This window comes from Sphingopyxis sp., from assembly GCF_036261875.1.
Taxonomy (GTDB): domain Bacteria; phylum Pseudomonadota; class Alphaproteobacteria; order Sphingomonadales; family Sphingomonadaceae; genus Sphingopyxis.
In genome coordinates this window covers 1-20,030 of sequence record NZ_DATAJZ010000003.1, presented here as the reverse complement: position 1 = coordinate 20,030, position 20,030 = coordinate 1, and the positions used below count along the sequence as shown (strand labels likewise).

Annotated in this window: 16 protein-coding genes; 12 read left to right on the top strand and 4 right to left on the bottom strand. The window is 65.0% G+C overall.

What is annotated here, in order from left to right:
- The first annotated feature begins 217 nt into the window (after positions 1 to 217).
- Positions 218 to 1,300, top strand: coding sequence for an endonuclease/exonuclease/phosphatase family protein (locus tag VHO04_RS00445; RefSeq protein WP_257549207.1), 1,083 nt, complete (start codon positions 218 to 220; stop codon positions 1,298 to 1,300).
- An 18-nt stretch (positions 1,301 to 1,318) separates the two neighbouring features.
- On the opposite strand, the gene VHO04_RS00440 is transcribed toward VHO04_RS00445, so the two are convergent.
- The 4 genes from VHO04_RS00440 to VHO04_RS00425 all read right to left on the bottom strand — a co-directional run bounded on the left by VHO04_RS00440 (position 1,319) and on the right by VHO04_RS00425 (position 8,443).
- Positions 1,319 to 4,360 (bottom strand): efflux RND transporter permease subunit, encoded by a 3,042-nt coding sequence (locus VHO04_RS00440; protein ID WP_329626533.1) that lies wholly within the window; start codon positions 4,358 to 4,360, stop codon positions 1,319 to 1,321.
- Positions 4,357 to 5,400 carry an efflux RND transporter periplasmic adaptor subunit gene (locus VHO04_RS00435; protein ID WP_329626532.1) on the bottom strand — a complete coding sequence of 348 codons (1,044 nt, stop codon included), beginning with the start codon at positions 5,398 to 5,400 and terminating at the stop codon, positions 4,357 to 4,359. Before VHO04_RS00435 ends, VHO04_RS00440 begins: the two co-directional genes overlap by 4 nt.
- Positions 5,397 to 6,758: a TolC family protein gene (locus VHO04_RS00430; RefSeq protein WP_257549201.1), complete on the bottom strand. Its 1,362-nt coding sequence runs from the start codon at positions 6,756 to 6,758 to the stop codon at positions 5,397 to 5,399. The genes VHO04_RS00435 and VHO04_RS00430 overlap by 4 nt, the downstream gene beginning before the upstream one ends.
- A 680-nt stretch (positions 6,759 to 7,438) precedes the next feature.
- Positions 7,439 to 8,443 carry a GSU2403 family nucleotidyltransferase fold protein gene (locus VHO04_RS00425; RefSeq protein ID WP_329626531.1) on the bottom strand — a complete coding sequence of 335 codons (1,005 nt, stop codon included), beginning with the start codon at positions 8,441 to 8,443 and terminating at the stop codon, positions 7,439 to 7,441.
- Between the two features lie 342 nt (positions 8,444 to 8,785).
- On the opposite strand from VHO04_RS00425, the gene VHO04_RS00420 reads away from it, so the two are divergent.
- The 11 genes from VHO04_RS00420 to VHO04_RS00370 form a co-directional block, all read left to right on the top strand.
- Positions 8,786 to 10,804 (top strand): conjugal transfer protein TraG, encoded by a 2,019-nt coding sequence (locus tag VHO04_RS00420; protein WP_329626530.1) that lies wholly within the window; start codon positions 8,786 to 8,788, stop codon positions 10,802 to 10,804.
- A 3-nt stretch (positions 10,805 to 10,807) separates the two neighbouring features.
- Positions 10,808 to 11,212 carry a ribbon-helix-helix protein, CopG family gene (locus VHO04_RS00415; protein ID WP_329626529.1) on the top strand — a complete coding sequence of 135 codons (405 nt, stop codon included), beginning with the start codon at positions 10,808 to 10,810 and terminating at the stop codon, positions 11,210 to 11,212.
- Positions 11,209 to 12,228: a P-type conjugative transfer ATPase TrbB gene (gene trbB, locus VHO04_RS00410; protein ID WP_329626528.1), complete on the top strand. Its 1,020-nt coding sequence runs from the start codon at positions 11,209 to 11,211 to the stop codon at positions 12,226 to 12,228. Before VHO04_RS00415 ends, trbB begins: the two co-directional genes overlap by 4 nt.
- Before the next feature lies 1 nt (position 12,229).
- The gene (locus VHO04_RS00405) at positions 12,230 to 12,565 is read left to right on the top strand and encodes a TrbC/VirB2 family protein (protein WP_329626527.1); all 336 of its coding nucleotides are present in this window, start codon (positions 12,230 to 12,232) and stop codon (positions 12,563 to 12,565) included.
- A complete protein-coding gene (locus VHO04_RS00400) occupies positions 12,562 to 12,834 on the top strand; it encodes a VirB3 family type IV secretion system protein (RefSeq protein ID WP_329626526.1) in 273 nt (90 codons plus the stop codon). The genes VHO04_RS00405 and VHO04_RS00400 overlap by 4 nt, the downstream gene beginning before the upstream one ends.
- Entirely contained in the window at positions 12,828 to 15,341 is a 2,514-nt protein-coding gene (gene trbE, locus VHO04_RS00395) for a conjugal transfer protein TrbE (RefSeq protein ID WP_329626525.1), read from the top strand. Before VHO04_RS00400 ends, trbE begins: the two co-directional genes overlap by 7 nt.
- Entirely contained in the window at positions 15,322 to 16,071 is a 750-nt protein-coding gene (trbJ, locus tag VHO04_RS00390; RefSeq protein WP_329626524.1) for a P-type conjugative transfer protein TrbJ, read from the top strand. Before trbE ends, trbJ begins: the two co-directional genes overlap by 20 nt.
- A gap of 126 nt (positions 16,072 to 16,197) precedes the next feature.
- Positions 16,198 to 17,499 (top strand): P-type conjugative transfer protein TrbL, encoded by a 1,302-nt coding sequence (gene trbL / locus VHO04_RS00385; protein WP_329626523.1) that lies wholly within the window; start codon positions 16,198 to 16,200, stop codon positions 17,497 to 17,499.
- 3 nt (positions 17,500 to 17,502) lie between these two features.
- The gene (gene trbF, locus VHO04_RS00380; protein ID WP_329626522.1) at positions 17,503 to 18,306 is read left to right on the top strand and encodes a conjugal transfer protein TrbF; all 804 of its coding nucleotides are present in this window, start codon (positions 17,503 to 17,505) and stop codon (positions 18,304 to 18,306) included.
- On the top strand, positions 18,303 to 19,121 hold the full coding sequence (trbG, locus tag VHO04_RS00375) for a P-type conjugative transfer protein TrbG (protein WP_067105497.1): 819 nt from the start codon (positions 18,303 to 18,305) through the stop codon (positions 19,119 to 19,121). Before trbF ends, trbG begins: the two co-directional genes overlap by 4 nt.
- Positions 19,118 to 20,030, top strand: a 913-nt coding sequence (locus VHO04_RS00370; RefSeq protein WP_329626521.1) for a TrbI/VirB10 family protein, incomplete at its 3' end; no start/stop codon positions are given. The genes trbG and VHO04_RS00370, both read left to right, overlap by 4 nt.

The window sequence follows — 20,030 nt, the reverse complement described above, 5'->3', positions numbered from 1 at the left end:
ATCAGGGCGCATGGATCGAGCATGGCTGCAACCGCTGCGGCACGGATCGCTAAAGCCCTCATTCCATATCCCCCGAGTTCGCGGGGCACCTGCCAGCCAGATGCCTGAAGGGTCAGACGCCATGGGCCTCGCGTTTCCACACCTGACACGGGGAAGTGCGGATCGCGCGGCTCCGCGGCGTCATTCAGCCGATCTCGAACCGGAAGGAGCAACGCGGATGAGCAAGAAGGTGGCAGGCGTGACTATGCTGATCGCGATGGCGCCGATGCTGTTTGTCGCGACGGTCCCGCCAGCCGCTTCCGCTGCGCAGCCGTACACGTCCCCGCAGCCCGTCACCGCCGGGCTCTCGATCATGGCCTATAATGTGAAAGGCCTGCCCTGGCCTATAACCTCCGACCGCGCGGTCGACTTCGCGCGCATCGAGGAGCGCCTTCTCGCAATGCGGGCACGCGGCGCGCAACCGCATGTGGTCATCCTGCAGGAAGCCTTCACTGCGCCAGCCAAGGCGATCGCCAGACGCAGCGGCTATCGTTATGTCGTCGAAGGTCCGTCTCGCGATCTTCCGAGCCCGGTCCAGCCGCGACTGGGCGATCGCCCCTTCATCGACGGCGCCAGCTTTTTCAAGGGCGAGCGGTCGGGCAAGCAAGTCTCTTCAGGGCTCATGCTTGCGTCGGACTATCCCATCCTCTCGGTGCGCCGCGAGGCCTTTCCCGCCTTTGCCTGCGCCGGGTATGACTGCCTCGCCAACAAGGGCATATTGATGGTGACCATTGCCGTTCCCGGAAGTGCGACGCCGGTGACCGTGGTCACCACGCATATGAACAGCAAGAAAGCCTCCGGCGTCAGCCAGGAGCGCTCGCTTTATGCCTATCGGCGACAAGTCGAAATAATCGACGATTTCTTGACGCGATACCGCAACCCCGACCTGCCGGTCATTCTGGCGGGCGATTTCAACGCGAGCTCGGCCGAGCGACGGAGCTTTCTCACAGCTCACAGCGCGGCCAACTGGACCACCAAACGCCGGCTGCCGATCGACAATGCGCTCCAGCATTGCCTCAAGCCCGGCGAACCATGCGGACGCGCCGTGCCCTCGATCGTCGCGACGGTGTTCCAGAGAGGGCGCGACTGGCAATTCTTCTCACCGGGCTATCGCGCCTCGATCCAAGCGATTGCGATGGCGGTGCCGTTCGGCCGTGAGCGCGACGGCACGATGCTCTCCGATCATGTCGGCTATGGGGTGACCTATCGCCTGACTCAGGCGCTCACCGCGCATTCCCTGCGGCATCGCTCGAACGGCTGACGCGGCGGAGGGTGCGCCTCAGGCGGCTGGTGCGGATTCGCGCCGCGTGAGCGCCAGCAGCACCGCGGGAAGAAAGAAGAGCACCAGCGGCACGGCGGCGATCAGGCCGAAGATGATCGCGGTCGCCAGCGGCTGCTGAAGGCCGGCGCCCCGGCTGATCCCCAGCGCGAGCGGCGCGAGTGTCAGGACTGCGATGAGGGCCGACATCAGGATCGGACGTAGCCTCTTCTTGCCGGCCTCCAGCAACGTCGCAGCCGTCATGGGGCTGTCGCGGTCGATTTCTGCGAGGAAAAAGATGACGAGCTCGGCGACCATGCCGACGACCATGGTGAGCCCCATGAGCGCCGAAATATTGAGCTCGATTCCCATGATCCACAGGCCGATCATCACGGCTGCCGCAGTGAGTAGCACCGTGGCAATCGCCGCGACCGTCCAGCCGGCGCGCTCGAACAACAGGGTGATGAGCAAGGCGCTGAGCAGCAAGGCGGCGCCGAATACCAGCGAGAGATCGGCGAAGCTCTTTTGCTGCTCGGCATAAAGCCCGCCATAGTCGACGCGGACCGAGGCGGGCAGCTTGAGCCGTCCGACCGCGCTCTTGATCTCGGTCATCGCCGAGCCGAGATCGCGCCCCTCCAGCCGCGCGGTCACGGCAATATAAGGCGCCAAATTCTCGCGCGTGAGCTGCTTTTGGCCGCCCTGCGTCGACACGGTCGCGACCGCCGCAAGCCGGATGCTGCTCCCGTCGGGCGCAACCAGCGGCAGGTTTTCGATTTGCGCGACGTCGCTGCGTAAATCCTGCGGCGCGCGCACGCGCACGCCAATGAGCTGCGCGCCGATGCGGACCTGCGTCGCCGGGGTGCCGCCCACGGCAGTTTCGAGCTGCGAAGCGATGCTGTTGGGGTCGAGGCCATATTGGGCCGCGGCGCCCGGATCGACCGCGATGCTGATCGCGTCGCCCGCGACGCGCAGGCCGTCGATGACCTCGACCACGCCCGAAATCTTACCGATACGATCGCCGATAGCCTTCGCCGCGGTTTCGAGCGCTGCCGGATCGTCGCCGAACAATTTGACTTCGATCGGCTGCGGCACCGCAGTCAGGTCGCCGATGAGATCCTCCATGAGCTGGATCAGTTCGACTTCGAGACCTGGCACTTGAGCCGCGATCTTCTCGCGCATATCGGTCATCACCGCTTCGATATTCCGCCGCGAGCCGCCCTTGAGGCGAATGAAATAATCGCCCTCGTCCGCCTCGGTCAGGCCACCGCCGAGCTGAAGTCCGGTCCGCCGCGAATAGCTGGCGACCTCGGGCGTCGCGCGAATGATCGTCTCGACGCGTTGCAGCAGCGCGTCGGTATCTTCGAGCGATGCGCCCGACTGCGCCTTATAGTCGATGACGAACCCGCCTTCGTCCATCTTGGGCATGAAGCCCGAGGGCACGTTACGCCACGCCATATAACCGCTGACCGCCAGCAGCGCCGCGACCACGACCGCGAACAAGGCCGGCCGCCCGAACGCGCGCGTGCTGGCGCGACCGTAGCGATCGAGCAGCGGATCGAGGATCTTGTTGGCGCGATCGGCGGACTCGGCGTCCTTCTCGCGGAGCCAATAGGCTGCGACGAGGGGGATGACGAAGCGCGCGAAGAGCAGGGAAATGACCAGCGCCGCGACCATCGTAATCGCAAGCGCCTTGAAGAAGCCGCCGGTCACCCCGCTGATGAAGGCGAGCGGAAGGAAGACGACGATCGTTGCGGTGGTCGAGCCGAGCAGCGGCATGCCCATTTCGGCTGCGGCGGAGAGCAGCGACCCGGGTTCGGCCAACCGCTGCTCCTGCATCCGCCGCATCATATGTTCGAGCATCACCACCGCATCGTCGACCACGAGCCCGACCGCCGCAGCCATGCCGCCAAGCGTCATCATGTTGAAGCTCATGCCGAACGCGAAGAGCAGTAGGCAGGTGGCGGCGAGCACCGCGGGCAGCATCAGGCCGGTGATGACCATCAGCCGCCCCGATCGCAGGAAGACGAAAAGCACGATCCCGGCGAGCAGCGCGCCCATCAGGATCGCGTCGCGCACGGCATTTGCCGCGCCGACGACCAGTTCGGACTGATCGTAGAAGGTGGTGACCTTGACCGATGGCGGCAGATGCAGTTCGGCGATCCGCGCATCGACCGCTTTGACGATCGCCACCGTATCGCCCTTCAGCGCCTGGCGGACGTTGACGAGGACAGCCTGCTTGCCGTTGGAGGTTACGCGGTTGAACGCCGGGGCCGTCGAGGGCGAGATCGTCGCGATCTGCCCGAGCGTGACGACCCCTGCCCCGCCTGCGGCGGCCTTGACCGGGATCGCGCCAAGATCGTCCGCATTGGCGACGCGGTTCTCGATCAGCACCAGATAGAGACGGTGGCGATCCTCGATCTTGCCGAGCCCACGGACCATATTGGCCTTGCCGAGCGCGGTGACGACATCGGTGAGGCTGATCCCGAGCGATTGCAGCCGAGCGGGATCGACATCGACCGCGAATTCGCGCGGACTGCTTCCCAATATGTCGACGCCGGCGACGCCCTCGACCGAAGTCAAGGCAGGCAATATCTTGAGATCGGCGATCGCACGAAGCGCCTCGGGGCTGAGGCTGTCCGAGGTCAAGGCGAAGCCGGTGACCGGGAAGATCGTCGGGTCCGAGCGGCGAACGTTGAAGCTAGTGCCCGGCGGCAAGGTCGGCAGCAACGTCGCGAGCGCGCCCTGCGTCGACTGGGCGGCCGCCACCATATCGTCGCCCCACTGGAAATTGAGCGCAACCTCGGCGCTCCCGCGACTCGTGACCGAGCGGACATTGGTCACGCCAGGCACCGCGCGGAGCCCGATTTCGATCGGGCGGGTGATCTCGGCTTCCATCTGCGCGGCGTCGCGGTCGCCGGCGTCGACCGACACGACGACGCGCGGATAATCGATGTTCGGGAACAGCCCGACCGGCACGCGCGTCGCCGATACCACCCCCGCGAGCGCGAGCAGGATCACCGCGAGCCAGATCGACCGCGCATGCTTGCTGATGACGTCGGTCACTTCTTCGCGCCCTGGATGCGGGTCTTCATCCCGTCCTCAAGCGCGGTTACGCCAGCCGTCGCGACGCGTTCGCCGGCCTTCAGCCCGGAGGTGACGCTGATCCGGTCGCCGGTGCGCGGCCCGACGACGATATCGCGTCGCTTGGCGATAGTGTTCGCGATGACGAAGACGAAGGGCTGCCCCCCGTCATCGAGCAGCGCCGCATAGGGAATGGTGATGCCGCCCGAGATATTGGCGAGCAACACGCGCCCGGTCAGGCTTTCGCCCGCACCGACGCCGCGCTCATTCGGTATCTGGACATAGACCGACGCCAGCTTCGTCACCGAGTCTACCACGCTGTCGACCGACAGCACAGGGACGTTGAAGGCCCGCTTGCTGCCAGCCGCGGTAACCTCAACATAGCTCCCCTTGGGAATGCGCCGCGCGATCGCGGGATCGACGCCGAAGCGCGCGCGCAAGTCGCCTTCCTTGACCAGCGATACGATCGTCGTACCGGCCGCGACGAGTTCGCCCGCGCTTGCTCCGATCACCTCGACCGTGCCGCTTGCCGGTGCACGAAGCACCAGTGCCCCGTTGCGGGTGGCGAGGCTCGCGCGCGATGCGTCGGCGGCCTGTTTCGCGGCACGTGCGGTTTCGACCTCGGCATCGCTCACCAACCCGTCGGCGCGAAGGCGCCGCGCCCGGGCGTGCGCCAGATTTGCGGCATTGGCATTGGCCGAGGCGGTGGCGAGATCGAGCCGCGCGGTCGGGCTTGGGCTCAGCCGTACCAATATCTGGCCGCGCGTCACGTGGCTTCCTACCGGCGCATCGACGGCCTGAACGATCGCCTCCATCGGAGCCGAGAGCGTATATTTGCCCGCGCCATTGGCCTCGGCCGCGCCATAGAGCATGATCTTCTCGTCGATATCGCCGGTGGTCACGGCCGCAACGTCGATCGTCGCGACCGGATCGGCGGTCGCGGCCGTATCGGTCGAGGATTGGCAGCCGCCCAGAAGACAGGCGAAGACGAGCGGCAGAGCGAGGGACGTCCGGCTGATCATAGGGTCCAGGATTCCTGCGGGGCGCCGACGAGCAGTTCGAGCGCAATGGTTTGTTCGGCGATCGCCTGCTGCGACTGGAGAAGGAGCAATTGCCGATCGCGAAGGCTTTGCTCGGCGACCTCGGCGGTCGCCAGCGCAAGGTCGCCGCGCTGCGCTGCGCGGCGGCTCGCTTTCGCAAAGTTTTCGATGGCAGGCATACCAGCGTGAAGGATCTCATATTGCTGGCGCGCGATCGCGAGCCCCGACACCGCGGCGGCGATATCGGCGCGGGTCTGGAAGAGGCGCGCATCATATTCCTGATGGAGCGCTTCGCGCGTGGCCTCGGCGACCGCGATACCCCCGCGATTGCGGTTCCATAGCGGGAGCGTGAAGCCGATCGACGGGCCGAGCAGCTTGTTGCCGCCCGTATCGCGCGCGCCGTTGATCGTGAGATCAAGGTTCGGGAACTGATCGAGAATCGCGCGGCGGACAGCAGCTTCCTGCGCATCATAGCCGGCACGCAGCGCGTCGAGATCGCTGCGATTGGCAAGAGCGAGAGCGAAGAGGCGATCGGTCCCAGGCACCCCGGCCGGCATCGGCACCGGCGCGAGCCGCAGGGCATAGTCGGGCGGCAGACCGAGCAAGCGGTGCAGTTCGGATCGCGCGGCCGCGAGACCGGTCTGGGCGCTACGGAAATTGCTCTGCGCATCGAGCGCGGCGATGCGCGACGACTGGACCTGATCGGGCGAAATGTCGCCGCGGCCCGCCGCCTTCAGATAGCGGCCGAGAAGCGCTTCGCTCGCGTCGGCGCTGGTCGCCGCATTGGCAAGCGCCTGCTCGAGCGAGAGAACCCGCACCGCCTGCAGCCGCGCGTTGCAAGCCGTCTGCCATTCGGCCCAGGCAAGGTCGAGCCGCACCTGCCGTGCCTCGGCGACGGCCTGCGCGCGCTGCACCTTTTGCGTGCGCAGTGCATTCAGGCTGAAGCCCAGCGCGCCGGCGATATTGTCGAGCGGGTCCGGCCCCGAAAGAATATGGTCGACGCCGAAGCTGAAGGTCGGGTCGGGAAGCAGTCCCGCGGCAAAGACCTGCGCGTCACCGACACCGGCGCGCGCGCGCTGCGCCTTGAGATCGGGATTGGCGATCACCGCGAGGATCGCGATGCCATTGGGGTCGAGCGGCGCCGAAAGGTCGAGCGCGACGGGCTTCAGATAGGGCCGGTCAATCGTCGTAGCGTCGCGCGACAGGATATCGGTTAGCGGGGCCTGAAGCGACGGCGCAGCACCGGCATCGACGAGGAGCGGCTTTGGCTCGTAGTGAGCGCACGCCGCCAGCGGGAAGAGCAGCAACAGTGTCGATGAGGCCCAGAACCGCTTGATCATGCTCGAACGATAGCCCTTTCGTGCCTGGACGCACGCCATTAACAACTCGACATCATTAACATTGGGATCGTGCGGAATCGACATTGGGCTGTTGACGCCGCTGAAACGCAGAATCCGCACCCCATAAGGAAAAATGGGGCCGACGCTCCGGCGGCGACACACTCAGGCCGGCCGGAACGCGATGAGCACGACGCCCACAGTGATCAGGCCGCCCCAGAGCCACGCACGTCCAACGTCTCCTTCCCCGGCGCAGGCATGAGCGCGGGGGCCTATCGGAACGAACTCGCGCCGGCGCCGGCATTTCGGTTCGCCTGCTCGCCGCGCAGTCACTGTTCGGCATTTACGGGCGCCATTTCGGCGGCGGCGGCCTGATAACGACTACGCTTTGCGGGCTGCCAGTGAACATCCGCCCCCGCGAACTGTTCGCGATCCGCACCGCGATACTAGTGGCCACGAACTTCGCCGCGGCGTTCGTGTTCATCCATCCGTCCGGTTCCCCATCATGTCCATAATCAGACGACTGCTTTCAGTGTCGGCCAACCACGGACTGAGCGGCCAACATGAGGCGCGAAGAAGTCATTCTGATTACCTATCGCGAAATCTGGTCTCGCATCGGAATAGCGATGCGACGACGAATGGGCGCGTCGTCCTGGCATATTTCCTTTCAAGGAGACCGATTGCTACCAGGACGATGCCGGTTCTCCTTTCCACTGAGCCTTCCAGCGATCGAGTTGTGGAAGAAGGGCGGCGGGCAGGCTGGAGACAAACGCCTTGTCCATTGGATAGTGAGGCATCGCCTCAGCAACGGCGTCGAGCAGCAGCATGCCCTGCTTCTCATCCTTCGGCCGCTTGAGCGGATTTCGACCAGCCTTCTCAGCCATCCAGAGCTTGTGCAACGCGAAATACCGTGGGTCGGGGGCCACGATACGCGCCGGCGCGTTGTCACGAGCGATGACGACATGATCAACCTGTCGCCCCAGCAGAAGCCATTCTTGCTCGGGGAGAGGGATTGGCTTGGGCTGATCCTTGCGAAACATCCCGTCGATCGTGCTGGGGGCGGCCAGGATCTCGACTTCATAGGCCTTGGCGTTGCGTGCCTGAAATTGGCGTTCGGTGTTGACGGTATAGGTCCGGTCGACAGCCTTCAGCATCATCCAAACCGACGATAGCTCGTCAGCAGGGGGCGCGGCCGTCCATGCAAGATCAAAGTCGAGTGTTTCCTCCGGAACGTCGCGGATCGCGCCGCCTGCCTCAATATGATAGGCGGGCATTGCGTTCGTGCCGACCACCATGAGGTGGCTGCCGAGGAGGTGACGGCGATCGGCCTCGCGCAGGATTTTCCCTGCTTCCGGATCGAGCATCGGTAATTGGAGCGAGCGATAGATACGCGCACGCTCGGCGAGCATTGTTCGACTGGACGCTATGCGCGCTTTGACCTCTTCCTTGTCGCTCTTGTAGGCATCGAATTGCGCCTGCTTCTCGTCGTTCAACCGACCGAGGCTCTTCATATTGCCCTCCCGATCGGTGAGTTCATAGAGATAAGCGTTTCCGGACACCTCCTTGATGCGCAGGTTATATGGCATTTCGGCGAGCGCGCGCTCGGCGTCGCGCCATACCTCATATTGCTGGCGAATGTTGATCAGGTTTCGCGCCTGCTCATCGCTGAACGGAGTGACCGCTTTCATGTTACCCTGCTTTTTCTAATATTCATTATATGCAGGGTAAAACGGCATTTTTCAAGGAAATACCCTGCATTTGCAAATTCAGATCGAAAAGCAGGGTAAATCCGTATTCGTCCCTGGGCTTCGATCTCGAAAAATATGCGGCGAATTGCAGGGATATGTTGCACATCGCCCACCATCGAGGTTGAGGCGCAAACCAAGCGTAGTATCGCGAGTTTTCGAAGAGAGTTTTAACCTCGCTGCGTCGTGCTGCGTTATCGCGCGCCATAACGGTAATATGCGATTTTTCCCGTCGGGCTGATTTTGGGGTCTGGAGGCGCCCCCCGGTGCCGCCGGGAGACTCTTGTGACCCCTACCAAGCTGCTGATCGGCCAAATCCTTGTCGTTTTCGCGATCGTCATCGCGGGCGTGTGGGCTGCTACCCAATGGTGTGCGGCCCAGCTTGGCTATCAGCCGCAGCTTGGATCAGACTGGTTTGTCCTGTTCGATACACCGATCTATCGGCCGTGGTCCATCTTTCCATGGTGGTATCACTACGACGCCTACGCGCCGGAGATATTCGATCGCGCGGGGATGATCGCCGGGGCGAGTGGGTTTCTGGGTTGCGCATCGGCCATCGCCGGATCGCTCTGGCGGGCGCGGCAATCGCGCCATGTCACCACCTATGGCTCCGCCCGCTGGGCGACCACGCGAGAGATCGGCCGCGCCGGCCTGTTCCACGATGCGGGCGTGTTCCTCGGCCGCAAGCGCGGACGCTATCTGCGCCATGATGGCCCCGAGCATGTCATGGCTTTCGCCCCGACGCGCAGCGGCAAGGGCGTTGGGCTCGTCATCCCGACGCTGCTGAGCTGGACCGGTTCGGCGGTCATCCACGACATCAAGGGTGAGAACTGGCAGCTTACGGCAGGCTGGCGAGCGCAGTTTAGTCATGTGCTGCTGTTCAATCCGACCGATCCTCGGTCCGCCAAATATAACCCCCTGCTGGAAGTCCGTCGCGGCGATAACGAGGTTCGCGACGTTCAGAATATCGCCGATATTTTGGTCGACCCCGAAGGCGCGCTCGAACGTCGAAATCACTGGGAAAAAACCTCCCACAGTCTGCTGGTCGGCGCGATCCTCCACATCCTTTATGCGGAGGAAGAAAAGACACTCGCGCGCGTCGCGACCTTTCTGTCCGATCCCCAGCGCCCGTTCACCGCGACGCTGCGCCGGATGATGACCACCAATCATCTCGGCACCAAGGAGGCGCCGCAGGTTCACCCGGTCGTCGCATCGGCGGCGCGCGAGGTTCTGAACAAATCGGAGAACGAGCGCAGCGGCGTCCTCTCCACCGCGATGTCGTTTCTTGGTCTCTATCGCGACCCGACCGTCGCGGCGGTCACATCGCGCTGCGACTGGCGCATCGCCGACCTGGTCGAGGCCGACCATCCTGCCTCGCTCTATCTGGTCATTCCGCCGTCGGATATTTCGCGGACAAAGCCTCTCGTTCGCCTCGTTCTCAATCAAATCGGGCGTCGGCTGACCGAGAAGCTCGACGCTGACCCAACGCAGGGGCGCAAGCATCAGCTTTTGATGATGCTCGATGAGTTCCCGGCGCTCGGCCGTCTGGACTTCTTCGAGAGTTCGCTTGCCTTCATGGCCGGTTATGGCGTCCGCGCTTTCCTAATCGCTCAGTCGCTCAATCAAATCGAAAAGGCATACGGCGAGCATAATAGCATTCTCGACAACTGCCACGTCCGCATTGCCTTCGCGACCAACGACGAGCGGACCGGCGGCCGCATTTCCAATGCGCTCGGGGTCGCCACCGAACAGCGCGCGATGCGCAACTATGCCGGCCATCGCCTCGCGCCCTGGCTCGCGCATGTCATGGTCAGCCGGCAGGAGACGGCGCGCCCGCTTTTGACGCAGGGCGAGGTGATGCAGCTTCCGCCCGCTGATGAACTGGTGCTGGTGTCGGGCATGGCGCCGATCCGGGCGAAGAAGCTGCAATATTACAAGGATGCCAATTTCCGCTCGCGGCTCGTGCCGCCGCCCGCGCTTGCGATCGGCGACTATCCCGACCGCCCGCAGGGCCGTCCCGACGGCTGGACCGGGCTGGTCAGCGCGCCGGATAACCGGCTCGGCAAGGCCGACGAGGACAGCGGCGCGGACGAGGACGGCGGGTTGCAGCAGCAGCGGCATCCTTCGATCGACGAAACGCCGCCGCAGGCCGAACCCGCGATGCAACTCGAACTGCCAGACCTCGAACGCGACGACTCCGACGCGGCGGCCGACAAGCGTGTCATGGACCGCGTTCGCGCTTCGCTGGTCCGCGGCCATGCGATGAATCAATCGCAATCCCAAGACCTGTTGCCGGGGCTGTAGGCGATGAAGGTCCGGCAAAATCTCTATATCGATAGCGACTTGAGCGACGCGCTCGACGCGCTGGTGATCCGGCGCGGCGGCAACAAGTCGCGCATCGTCAACGAGGCGCTGCGCGACTGGCTCGCTCGCCGCGCGACCAAGGAGGTCGACGACCTCCTCAAAGTCCGGCTCGACCGCATATCGCGCGAAATTGCCGCGGGCCGCCGCGACATGGAGGTGGTGCTTGAGGCGCTGGCGCTGTTCGTGCGCTATCAGCTCACCGTCACCGCGCCGCTTCCCGAAGCCGACGCCGCCGCGCTCGCGACCGGCAATCAGCGTTTCGAGCGATTTATCGCCCAGCTTGGCCGCCAGATCGCGGGTGGCAAGCGGACACTCGACACCCAGAACATCATCGAGGCACAGCCATGACCGAGGCGCTTTCCGACGCCAATAATTCCTTTGGGCGCCGCCGTGCGATGCTCCGCACCGCAATGGGCCCGGGCATCGCCGCGGCACTGTCCGACCCCGCCGTTATCGAGATCATGGTGAACCCCGACGGGGTGTTGCGGCTCGACAAATTGGGCGAAGGCCGGACCGACACCGGCACGCGCTATGACCCGGCACAGATCGAGCGCATCATTCGCCTGGTCGCGAGCCATGCGCGCACCGAAGCCCATGCGGCGGCCCCGATCATTTCGGCCGAGTTGCCCCCACACGGTGAAGGCGCGGGCGAAAGGTTCGAAGGCGTCTTGCCGCCGGTCAGTCTCGCGCCCTGTTTCTCGATCCGAAAGCCCGCCGCGCGCATCTATACGCTGCTCGACTATGTGAAGGACGGCATCATGCCCGCCGACACGGCGCGGCTCTTGTCGATGGCGGTTGTCGAGCGCCGGAATATCCTCGTCGCGGGCGGCACGTCATCGGGCAAGACGACGCTCGCCAATGCGCTGCTTGCCGAAATGGCCGGCCTCGACGAGCGCGTTATCCTCATCGAGGACACGCGCGAGCTGCAATGCGCGACGTCCGATGTGGTCGCGCTTCGCACCCGCGCGATCGGCCCGAGCGGAACCGGCGCGGTCACGATGGCCGATCTTGTGCGATCGACGCTCCGTCTTCGCCCCGACCGCATCGTCGTCGGCGAAGTGCGCGGCCGCGAAGCGCTCGACATGCTCAAGGCATGGAACACCGGGCATCCGGGCGGCATCGCGACCGTCCACGCGAACAGCGCGACCGCCGCGCTCTATCGGCTCGAACAGCTCGTGCAGGAGAGCGTCGTCACCGTTCCGCGGCGGCTGATCGCCGAGGCCATCGACATGATCGTGTTCATTTCCGGGCGCGGCCTCGCGCGCCGCGTGGACACGATCGCGCGCGTCGGCGGCCTCGACGCGCAGGGCGGTTACGCCGTCCTCGACCTCACCTCCGATTCCACCGCATTTGAAGGAGAATGACATGCGCCTGTCCCGCGTCCGCCAACCGAACAAGGCCGTAACCGCCGCTGCTGCGGCATTGCTCGGCATCGCCATTGCCGCGACCGCGCAGGCCGCCGGATCGGGGATGCCGTGGGAGGAACCGCTGCAACAGGTGTTGGAGTCCGTCCAAGGCCCGGTCGCCAAGATCGTCGCGGTGATCATCATTATCGTGACCGGCCTGACCCTCGCATTCGGCGAGACGGCGGGCGGTTTCCGCCGGCTGATCCAGATCATTTTCGGGCTGTCGATCGCGTTCGCCGCGTCGAGCTTTTTCCTGTCCTTCTTCTCGTTCGGCGGCGGGGCGCTCGTCGCATGATCGGCGCGGGCCAACACATCGAAGGCTTCGAGGCGCCGATACACCGCGCGCTGGCCGAACCCATCCTGCTCGGCGGTGCGCCGCGCGCCATCGCAATCGTCAATGGCACCGTCGCCGCCGCGCTTGGCCTCGGCTTGCAGCAATGGATTGCGGGGCTGGTGATGTGGGCGGCGGGTCACACGCTCGCGGTATTCGCGGCGAAGCGCGACCCCGATTTTGCGCCCGTCCTCGCTCGGCACCTCCGCCAACGGGGGTATCTGACATGCTGAACCTTCGCGAATATCGCAGCACCGCCGACCGCCTCGCCGATCATCTGCCGTGGGCCGCGCTCGTCGCGCCCGGCGTCGTGCTGAACAAGGACGGCAGCTTTCAGCGCACCTTGCGCTTTCGCGGCCCCGACCTCGAAAGCGCGACGGAGGCCGAACTTGTCGCCGCCTGCGCGCGGGCGAACAATGTCCTCAAGCGGTTCGGGTCGGGATGGGCTTTGCACTTCGAGACCGAACGGCGCGAGGCGCTGGGCTATCCCGACAGCGACTTTCCCGATGCGGCGTCCTGGCTGGTCGATCAGGAGAGGCGCGCGGCGTTCGAGAGCGCGGGCGCGCATTATGAGAGCCGCTATTATGTAACGCTGACATTCCTGCCGTCGCCCGATCAGGCCGACAAGGCGGGCCGCGCGCTGGTCGAACGCAGCGACGATGTGAAAGGCCGCGACTGGCGACAGGCGCTCGCCAGCTTCATTGCTGAAACCGACCGCGCGCTGGACCTGTTCGCGGGCTTCATGCCCGAGGTCCGGGCGCTGACCGACGCCGAGACGCTGACGTTCCTCCACGGCACCATCTCGACGCGTCGCCATGCCGTCGCGGTTCCCGAAACCCCGATGTATCTCGATGCCATATTGATCGACACGCCGCTGACCGGCGGGTTGGAGCCGATGCTTGGCGACGAGCATGTGCGGACGCTGACCATATTCGGATTCCCGAATGTCAGCCGCCCCGGAATCCTCGACGCGCTGAACCACGAGGATTTCGGCTATCGCTGGGTGACGCGCTTCATCGCGCTCGACAAGACCGACGCGACCAAGGCGCTGACGAAGCTGCGCCGCCAATGGTTCAACAAGCGCAAGTCGGTGACGGCGATGCTGCGCGAGGTCATCTATAATCAGCCGGCGCAGCTTCTCGATTCCGACGCCGACAACAAGGTCGTCGATGCCGACCTGGCGCTACAGGCGCTCGGCGCCGATCATGTCGACTTCGGTTATCTGACGACCACGATCACCGTCGCCGATCCCGATCGCGCCCGCGTCGAAGAAAAGGTGCGCGCCATCGAGCGGATCGTCAACGGGCTGGGATTTACCTGCATCCGTGAATCCGTCAACGCTGTGGAGGCGTGGCTGAGTTCGCTGCCCGGTCACGTTTACGCCAACGTCCGGCAACCGATCGTCCACACGCTCAATCTGGCCCACCTGATGCCGCTGTCGAGCGTTTGGGCGGGACCGGCGCGCAACACACACCTCGACGGCCCACCGCTTCTCTATGCGGAGACGAGCGGATCGACGCCGTTCCGGCTCTCGACCCATGTCGGCGACGTCGGGCATTTGGCTGTAGTCGGCCCGACCGGCGCGGGGAAATCGGTGCTGTTGGCGCTGCTCGCCTTGCAGTTCCGACGCTACCCCGATTCCCAAGTCTATATCTTCGACAAGGGCTTTTCGGCACGGGCCGCGGTGCTGGCGATGGGCGGCGCGCATCATGCGCTCGGCCTCGGCAGCGAGGATGAGGCGGGCGGCATTGGGGGCGGCCACCCCATCGCCTTCCAGCCCCTGCGCCATATCGATCGCGCCGACGAACGGGCATGGGCCGCCGAATGGATCGGCGCCTTGCTCGCCCATGAAATGATCGTGGTGACGCCGGAGGTCAAGGAAGCGGTCTGGTCGGCGCTGACCAATCTTGCCACCGCGCCGGTTGAGGAACGAACGCTGACCGGCCTCTCGCTGCTGCTGCAATCGGCGCCGCTGCGTGTTGCGCTCGCGCCTTATACGCTCGAAGGACCATTCGGGCGACTGCTCGACGCCGCCGAGGACGACCTGGCTATTGCCGATGTGCAATGCTTCGAGACCGAGGCGCTGATGGGGCAAGCGGGCGTCGTCGCCCCGGTGCTGACCTATCTGTTTCACCGGCTCGAAGAAAGGTTCACCGGGCGGCCGACGCTGCTCATTCTCGACGAAGCCTGGGTGTTCCTCGACCATCCCTTGTTCGCGGCGCGCATCCGCGAATGGCTCAAGGTACTCCGCAAGAAGAATGTCAGTGTCGTGTTCGCGACGCAGAGCCTCGCGGACATTGCGGATTCGACGATTGCGCCCGCAATCATCGAATCCTGTCCGCAGCGCATTCTGCTTCCCAATGACCGCGCCATCGAGCCGCAGTCGCAGGCCGCTTACGTTCGCTTCGGTCTCAACGCGCGGCAAATCGAACTGGTCAGCCGGGCGATCCCGAAGCGGCAATATTATCTGCAATCGGCGCGCGGCAATCGGCTGTTCGAGCTGGGGCTAGGTCCGGTCGCGCTCGCGCTGTGCGGCGCGTCCGGTCCTGACACACAGAAGCGCATCGACGCGATCCGCTCGAAAATCGACCCGCTCGATCTGGGGTGGCGCGACCCGACCGCGTTCGCGCGGGCCTTTCTCGCCGACGCCGGTCTCGAATGGGCCGCGGACCTGCTCGCAGAATTTTCTCACCCCCAAGCCCCCCAGAAGGAGACAAGTGATGCGCATTCCCCTCAATGACCACATCGTCACCGGCCTGCTCGGCCTCGGTGCCATCGGCTCATTTGCGACCGCCATCGCCATTCCGGTCCCGCCGGCATCGGCCCAGATCAGCGTATTCGACCCGGCTAATTATTCGCAGAACCTGCTCACCGCCGCGCGCACGCTCCAGCAGATCAATCAGCAAATCCAGTCGCTCCAGAACGAGGCTCAGATGCTCGTCAATCAGGGCAAGAACCTTTCCCGCATCGACTTCCCGCAGCTCGACCAGCTTCGCCAGACTCTCGGCGAGATCGACCGGCTGATGGGACAGGCGCAGGGCATCGACTTCCGCGTCGATCAACTGGGCGAGCAGTTTAAGCGGCAGTTCCCGAGCAGCGTTGGCGACGTGATGAAGCGCGACCAACGCATCGCGGCCGCGAAACAACGGCTCGACAATGAGATGGCCGCGTTCCGGCAGACGATGGAAGTGCAAAGCGGCATCGTCGAGAATGTGCGCGACGACGCGCAGGCGCTCGCTGCGATCGTCGCCAAGAGCCAGGGCGCCGAAGGCAGCTTGCAGGCGCAACAGGCGACCAACCAGCTTCTTGCGCTCGCGACCAAGCAGCAATTTCAGCTTCAAAACCTGATGGCGGCGCAATTCCGCAGCCAATCGCTCGAAGCGGCGCGGCGCGGACAGAGCGAGCGCGAGGCCCGCGCGCGGACGACCCGCTTCCTCGGCGACGGCAAGGCTTACACCCCGCGCCAATGAGCTTGGGACGGCGCTGCGCCCCAGCTCCCCGGCGAGCGCCGTCCCGTCGCGGGGACCGCATGGCTCCCCCCTCTCGCGTCAGCGGTTCCCGCGACCCCAATCCATTGCCTTTCAGGAGTCCCGCGCGTGCAGGATTTGAATGTCATCGACCAGTTCATGCAGGCGTTCATCGCCTATATCGACAGCGGCTTCGGGCTGCTCGGCGGTGATGTCGGATTCCTGACCACCATCCTGATCGGCATCGACATCACGCTCGCCGGCCTGTTCTGGGCGCTCGGCGGCGAGGACGACGTCATCGGCAAGTTCCTCAAGAAGATTCTCTATGTCGGCGCCTTCGCGCTGATCCTGAACAGCTTTCCGCTGCTGACTGCCATCATCTTTCGCAGCTTCGCCGGGCTCGGCCTGACCGCCGGCGGCAGCGCGATCGGCGCGCAGGACTTGCTGATGCCGGGACGGCTCGCGGGAACCGGCTTCGAGGCGGCCTTTCCGCTCCTGGTGCAAGCGAAAGAGCTCGTCGGCCCGATCGACTTCTTCGACAACTTCGTCGAGATCGCGGTGCTGGTCATCGCATGGGTCATCGTCATCGCGGCCTTCTTCATTCTCGCGATCCAGCTTTTCATCACGATATTGGAGTTCAAGCTGACCAGCCTCGCGGGCTTCGTGCTGGTTCCCTTCGCACTCTGGAATCGCACCTCATTTCTCGCCGAACGGGTGCTCGGTAATGTCGTCAGTTCGGGCATCAAGGTCATGGTGCTGGCGGTCATCGTCGGTATCGGTTCCAACTATTTTGCCGACTTCACCGGCGCGATTGCCGGCGAGGAGGTGTCGATCGAGCAGGCGGTATCGCTGATGCTCGCGAGCCTGGCCCTGTTCGGCCTCGCTATCTTTGGTCCCGGCATTGCGTCCGGGTTGGTCGCGGGCGCCCCGCAGCTCGGCGCCGGTTCCGTCGTCGCGACAACCGCATTGGCCGCAGGCGGCTTCGCGATGGGCGGAGCCGGCGCTGTTGCCGCTACGCGGGGCGTTGCCGGCGCCGGTCTCGGCGCGCTTCGCGCCGGAACGGCGATGGGGAGCGCAGCTTCGACGGCTTACAAGCTGGGCCAGGAAACGTCCGGCACCTCGACCATCGGCGCCGGTATCGGCGGCATGGCGAGCGCCGCCAAAGGGGCTGCCGCCAACCGGATGCACAATGCCCTCGGCCTTCGCGCTGCTGCCGCGCGCGGTCAGCAAGCCGCCTGGGCCGCGGGAACCAGCGGTGCATCGAGCGCCAACGCCAGCGCCGCAAGTGGCGACGCATCGCCGCCGGCATGGGCGCAAAAACTCCACGCCACCCAGGCTAGCCGTCACCGCCGTCAGATGGCGATCCACGCCGTTCAATCGGGCGATCGTGGCGGCGCCGGGATCACACCGGACATCAAGGAAAGGGATTAAGTCATGAGATTCAAACGAGCCGTGCAGCGCTATGGGCAGACGCCCGAACCTGAAACTCCCTATCAACGCGCCGGACAACTATGGGACGAGCGCATCGGCGCCGCCCGCGTTCAGGCGAAGAATTGGCGGCTGATGGCGTTCGGTGGGCTGCTGCTCACCGCGGGCCTGTCGTCCGCGCTGATCTGGCAGTCGATGCAGAGCCATGTTGTGCCCTATGTCGTCGAGGTCGACACTCTCGGTGAGGCGCAGGCGGTCGCGCCGGCAGACATGGAGTATCAGGCGACCGACCCGCAGATTGCCTGGCACCTTGGCAAGTTCATCGTCAATGTCCGCTCGCGTTCGCTCGATCCGGTGCTCATGCGTGAGAACTGGCTATCGGCATACGACTTCGCCACCGAACGCGCGTCGCTCTTCCTTGGCGAATATGCCCGCGCCGATAATCCGTTCGCGGATGTAGGCCGTCGCACGGTGTCGGTACAGGTGACGAGCGTGGTCCGCGCATCGGATAGTAGCTTTCAGGTCAAATGGACCGAGCAGGCTTATGAACGCGGCAGCCTGTCGGGCACTTCGCGCTGGACCGCGATGCTGACCGTGAAGGTGCAGCCGCCACGCTCGGCCGAGGTGCTGCGCAAGAACCCGCTCGGCCTTTATATCGACGCGATCGACTGGTCCCGCGAACTCGACACCGATGTTCTGAAACCGCTCGATCGCTTCCCGAGACCGGACGAATTGGTCGCGCCGGAACCGCCCGCCGATATGCCGATCGACCCCGAACCGCCGCAGACCCCCGAAAGGAATGAACCATGATCCGCGCCGTCATCCTGTCGGTTAGCGTCCTTGCGCTTGCCGTTCCCGCCGCCGCCCAGCCGACCGCAAAGGTCGCCGCCGCCAACAAGGCCGCGCTGCGCGAGCCGTCGAACGCCGGATTCGTCGGCGCGGTGCAGGTCTATCCCTATAGCGACGGGACGCTCTATCGGCTCTATGCCGCCCCCGAGCGCATCACCGACATTGCTTTGCAGCCTGGCGAGGCGGTCACGTCGGTTGCCGCGGGTGATACCGTGCGCTGGACCGTTGGCGACACGACCAGCGGCAGTGGCGCAGAGCAGCGCACCCATATTTTCGTGAAGCCCTATTCGGCAGGACTTCGCTCGAATCTCGTCATCACGACTGACAGGCGCGTCTATCACATCGAACTCGAAAGCCGATCGACCGGCGCGATGGCGGCGCTGTCGTGGACCTATCCGAAAGACGAGCTGATCGCGCTGCGCCGCCAGCAGGACGCGGCAGCAGCAGCCGCGCCGATCGCGTCGGGCCTCGCGGTCGATCGCCTCAATTTCCACTATGCGATTTCCGGCGACAAACCTGCATGGCGTCCGCTGCGCGCGTTCGATGATGGGCGGCAGACCTTTATCGAGTTTTCGCCGAGCATTGCGGTTGGCGAGGCGCCGCCGCTGTTCGTCATTGGGGACGACGGCGAGGCGCAACTTGTGAACTACCGGGTCGCGGGCCGCTACTATGTCGTCGATCGGCTGTTCGGCGCGGCCGAGTTGCGCCTTGGCGGCAAGAAGCAGCAGATCGTGCGGATCGAGACGGCGCAGCCGAAGCGGAGGAAAGGCAAATGATCGACCCGGCTATCCCGCCCGTCAGCACCGCACCGGCCAAGGCCGACCCCGAAACGCTCGCCCTTCGCGCCGCGCCGGGTCGCGTGACCCGCTTTCGGCGCGGCGCGATCGTCGCCATTGCCGCTGTCGGATCGACCGCGATTGTCGGCGTCACATGGCTGGCGTTGAAGCCTGCGAGTATCGGCATCATCGCACCCGCCGACGACAAGCTGCATGGCGCGAAGGCGCCGCCCGATGCACTCGCGGGCGCTCCCGTCAGCTATGGCGACGTGCCGCAACTCGGGCCGCCGCTCCCCGGCGACCTTGGCAAGCCGATCCTCGACCATCAGCGCAAAATCGGGATGGCGCCGATCGAGTCCGCGGACGAGGCGGCGCGGCGCACGGCGCAGGAGGCCGAAGCCGAACGCCAGCGCATCGCGGTCGAACAGCGCGCGGCCCGCGAGTCCGGCGTCATGCTGCAAGTCGCCGGCAACACCGCATCTGCTCGCCCGGTCGCGGTCACGGCAGAACAGACGCCCGAGTTGCCAGCGTCGCCGCAGGCCGCAGACGATCCGAACGGACAGCAGCGCAAGAACGCAATGATCGGCAAAGCGAACGCGGGCGGCGACGTAAACCCGCACAGGCTGACCGCGCCCGTCTCACCCTGGACCGTGCAGGCGGGCAGCGTCATCGCGGCGAGCCTCATCACCGGGCTTATTTCCGATTTGCCGGGGCTGGTGACGGCGCAGGTCACGGAAAATGTCTATGACAGCGTGACCGGCCAAAGCCTGCTTATCCCGCAAGGCTCGCGGCTGGTCGGCAGTTACGATAGCGTCGTCGCGTTCGGCCAAAGCCGCGCGCTGGTGGTCTGGCAGCGCATCATCCTTCCCGATGGTTCGTCAATCCGCATCGACAATGTTCCCGCGACCG

Excerpts from the sequence above, each read along its gene's own strand:
- VHO04_RS00445 (WP_257549207.1), top strand. The coding sequence starts at position 218 with ATGAGCAAGAAGGTGGCAGGCGTGACTATGCTGATCGCGATGGCGCCG.
- VHO04_RS00435 (WP_329626532.1), bottom strand. The coding sequence starts at position 5,400 with ATGATCAGCCGGACGTCCCTCGCTCTGCCGCTCGTCTTCGCCTGTCTT.
- VHO04_RS00430 (WP_257549201.1), bottom strand. The coding sequence starts at position 6,758 with ATGATCAAGCGGTTCTGGGCCTCATCGACACTGTTGCTGCTCTTCCCG.
- VHO04_RS00425 (WP_329626531.1), bottom strand. The coding sequence starts at position 8,443 with ATGAAAGCGGTCACTCCGTTCAGCGATGAGCAGGCGCGAAACCTGATC.
- VHO04_RS00415 (WP_329626529.1), top strand. The coding sequence starts at position 10,808 with ATGAAGGTCCGGCAAAATCTCTATATCGATAGCGACTTGAGCGACGCG.
- trbB (WP_329626528.1), top strand. The coding sequence starts at position 11,209 with ATGACCGAGGCGCTTTCCGACGCCAATAATTCCTTTGGGCGCCGCCGT.
- VHO04_RS00405 (WP_329626527.1), top strand. The coding sequence starts at position 12,230 with ATGCGCCTGTCCCGCGTCCGCCAACCGAACAAGGCCGTAACCGCCGCT.
- VHO04_RS00400 (WP_329626526.1), top strand. The coding sequence starts at position 12,562 with ATGATCGGCGCGGGCCAACACATCGAAGGCTTCGAGGCGCCGATACAC.
- trbE (WP_329626525.1), top strand. The coding sequence starts at position 12,828 with ATGCTGAACCTTCGCGAATATCGCAGCACCGCCGACCGCCTCGCCGAT.
- trbJ (WP_329626524.1), top strand. The coding sequence starts at position 15,322 with ATGCGCATTCCCCTCAATGACCACATCGTCACCGGCCTGCTCGGCCTC.
- trbF (WP_329626522.1), top strand. The coding sequence starts at position 17,503 with ATGAGATTCAAACGAGCCGTGCAGCGCTATGGGCAGACGCCCGAACCT.
- trbG (WP_067105497.1), top strand. The coding sequence starts at position 18,303 with ATGATCCGCGCCGTCATCCTGTCGGTTAGCGTCCTTGCGCTTGCCGTT.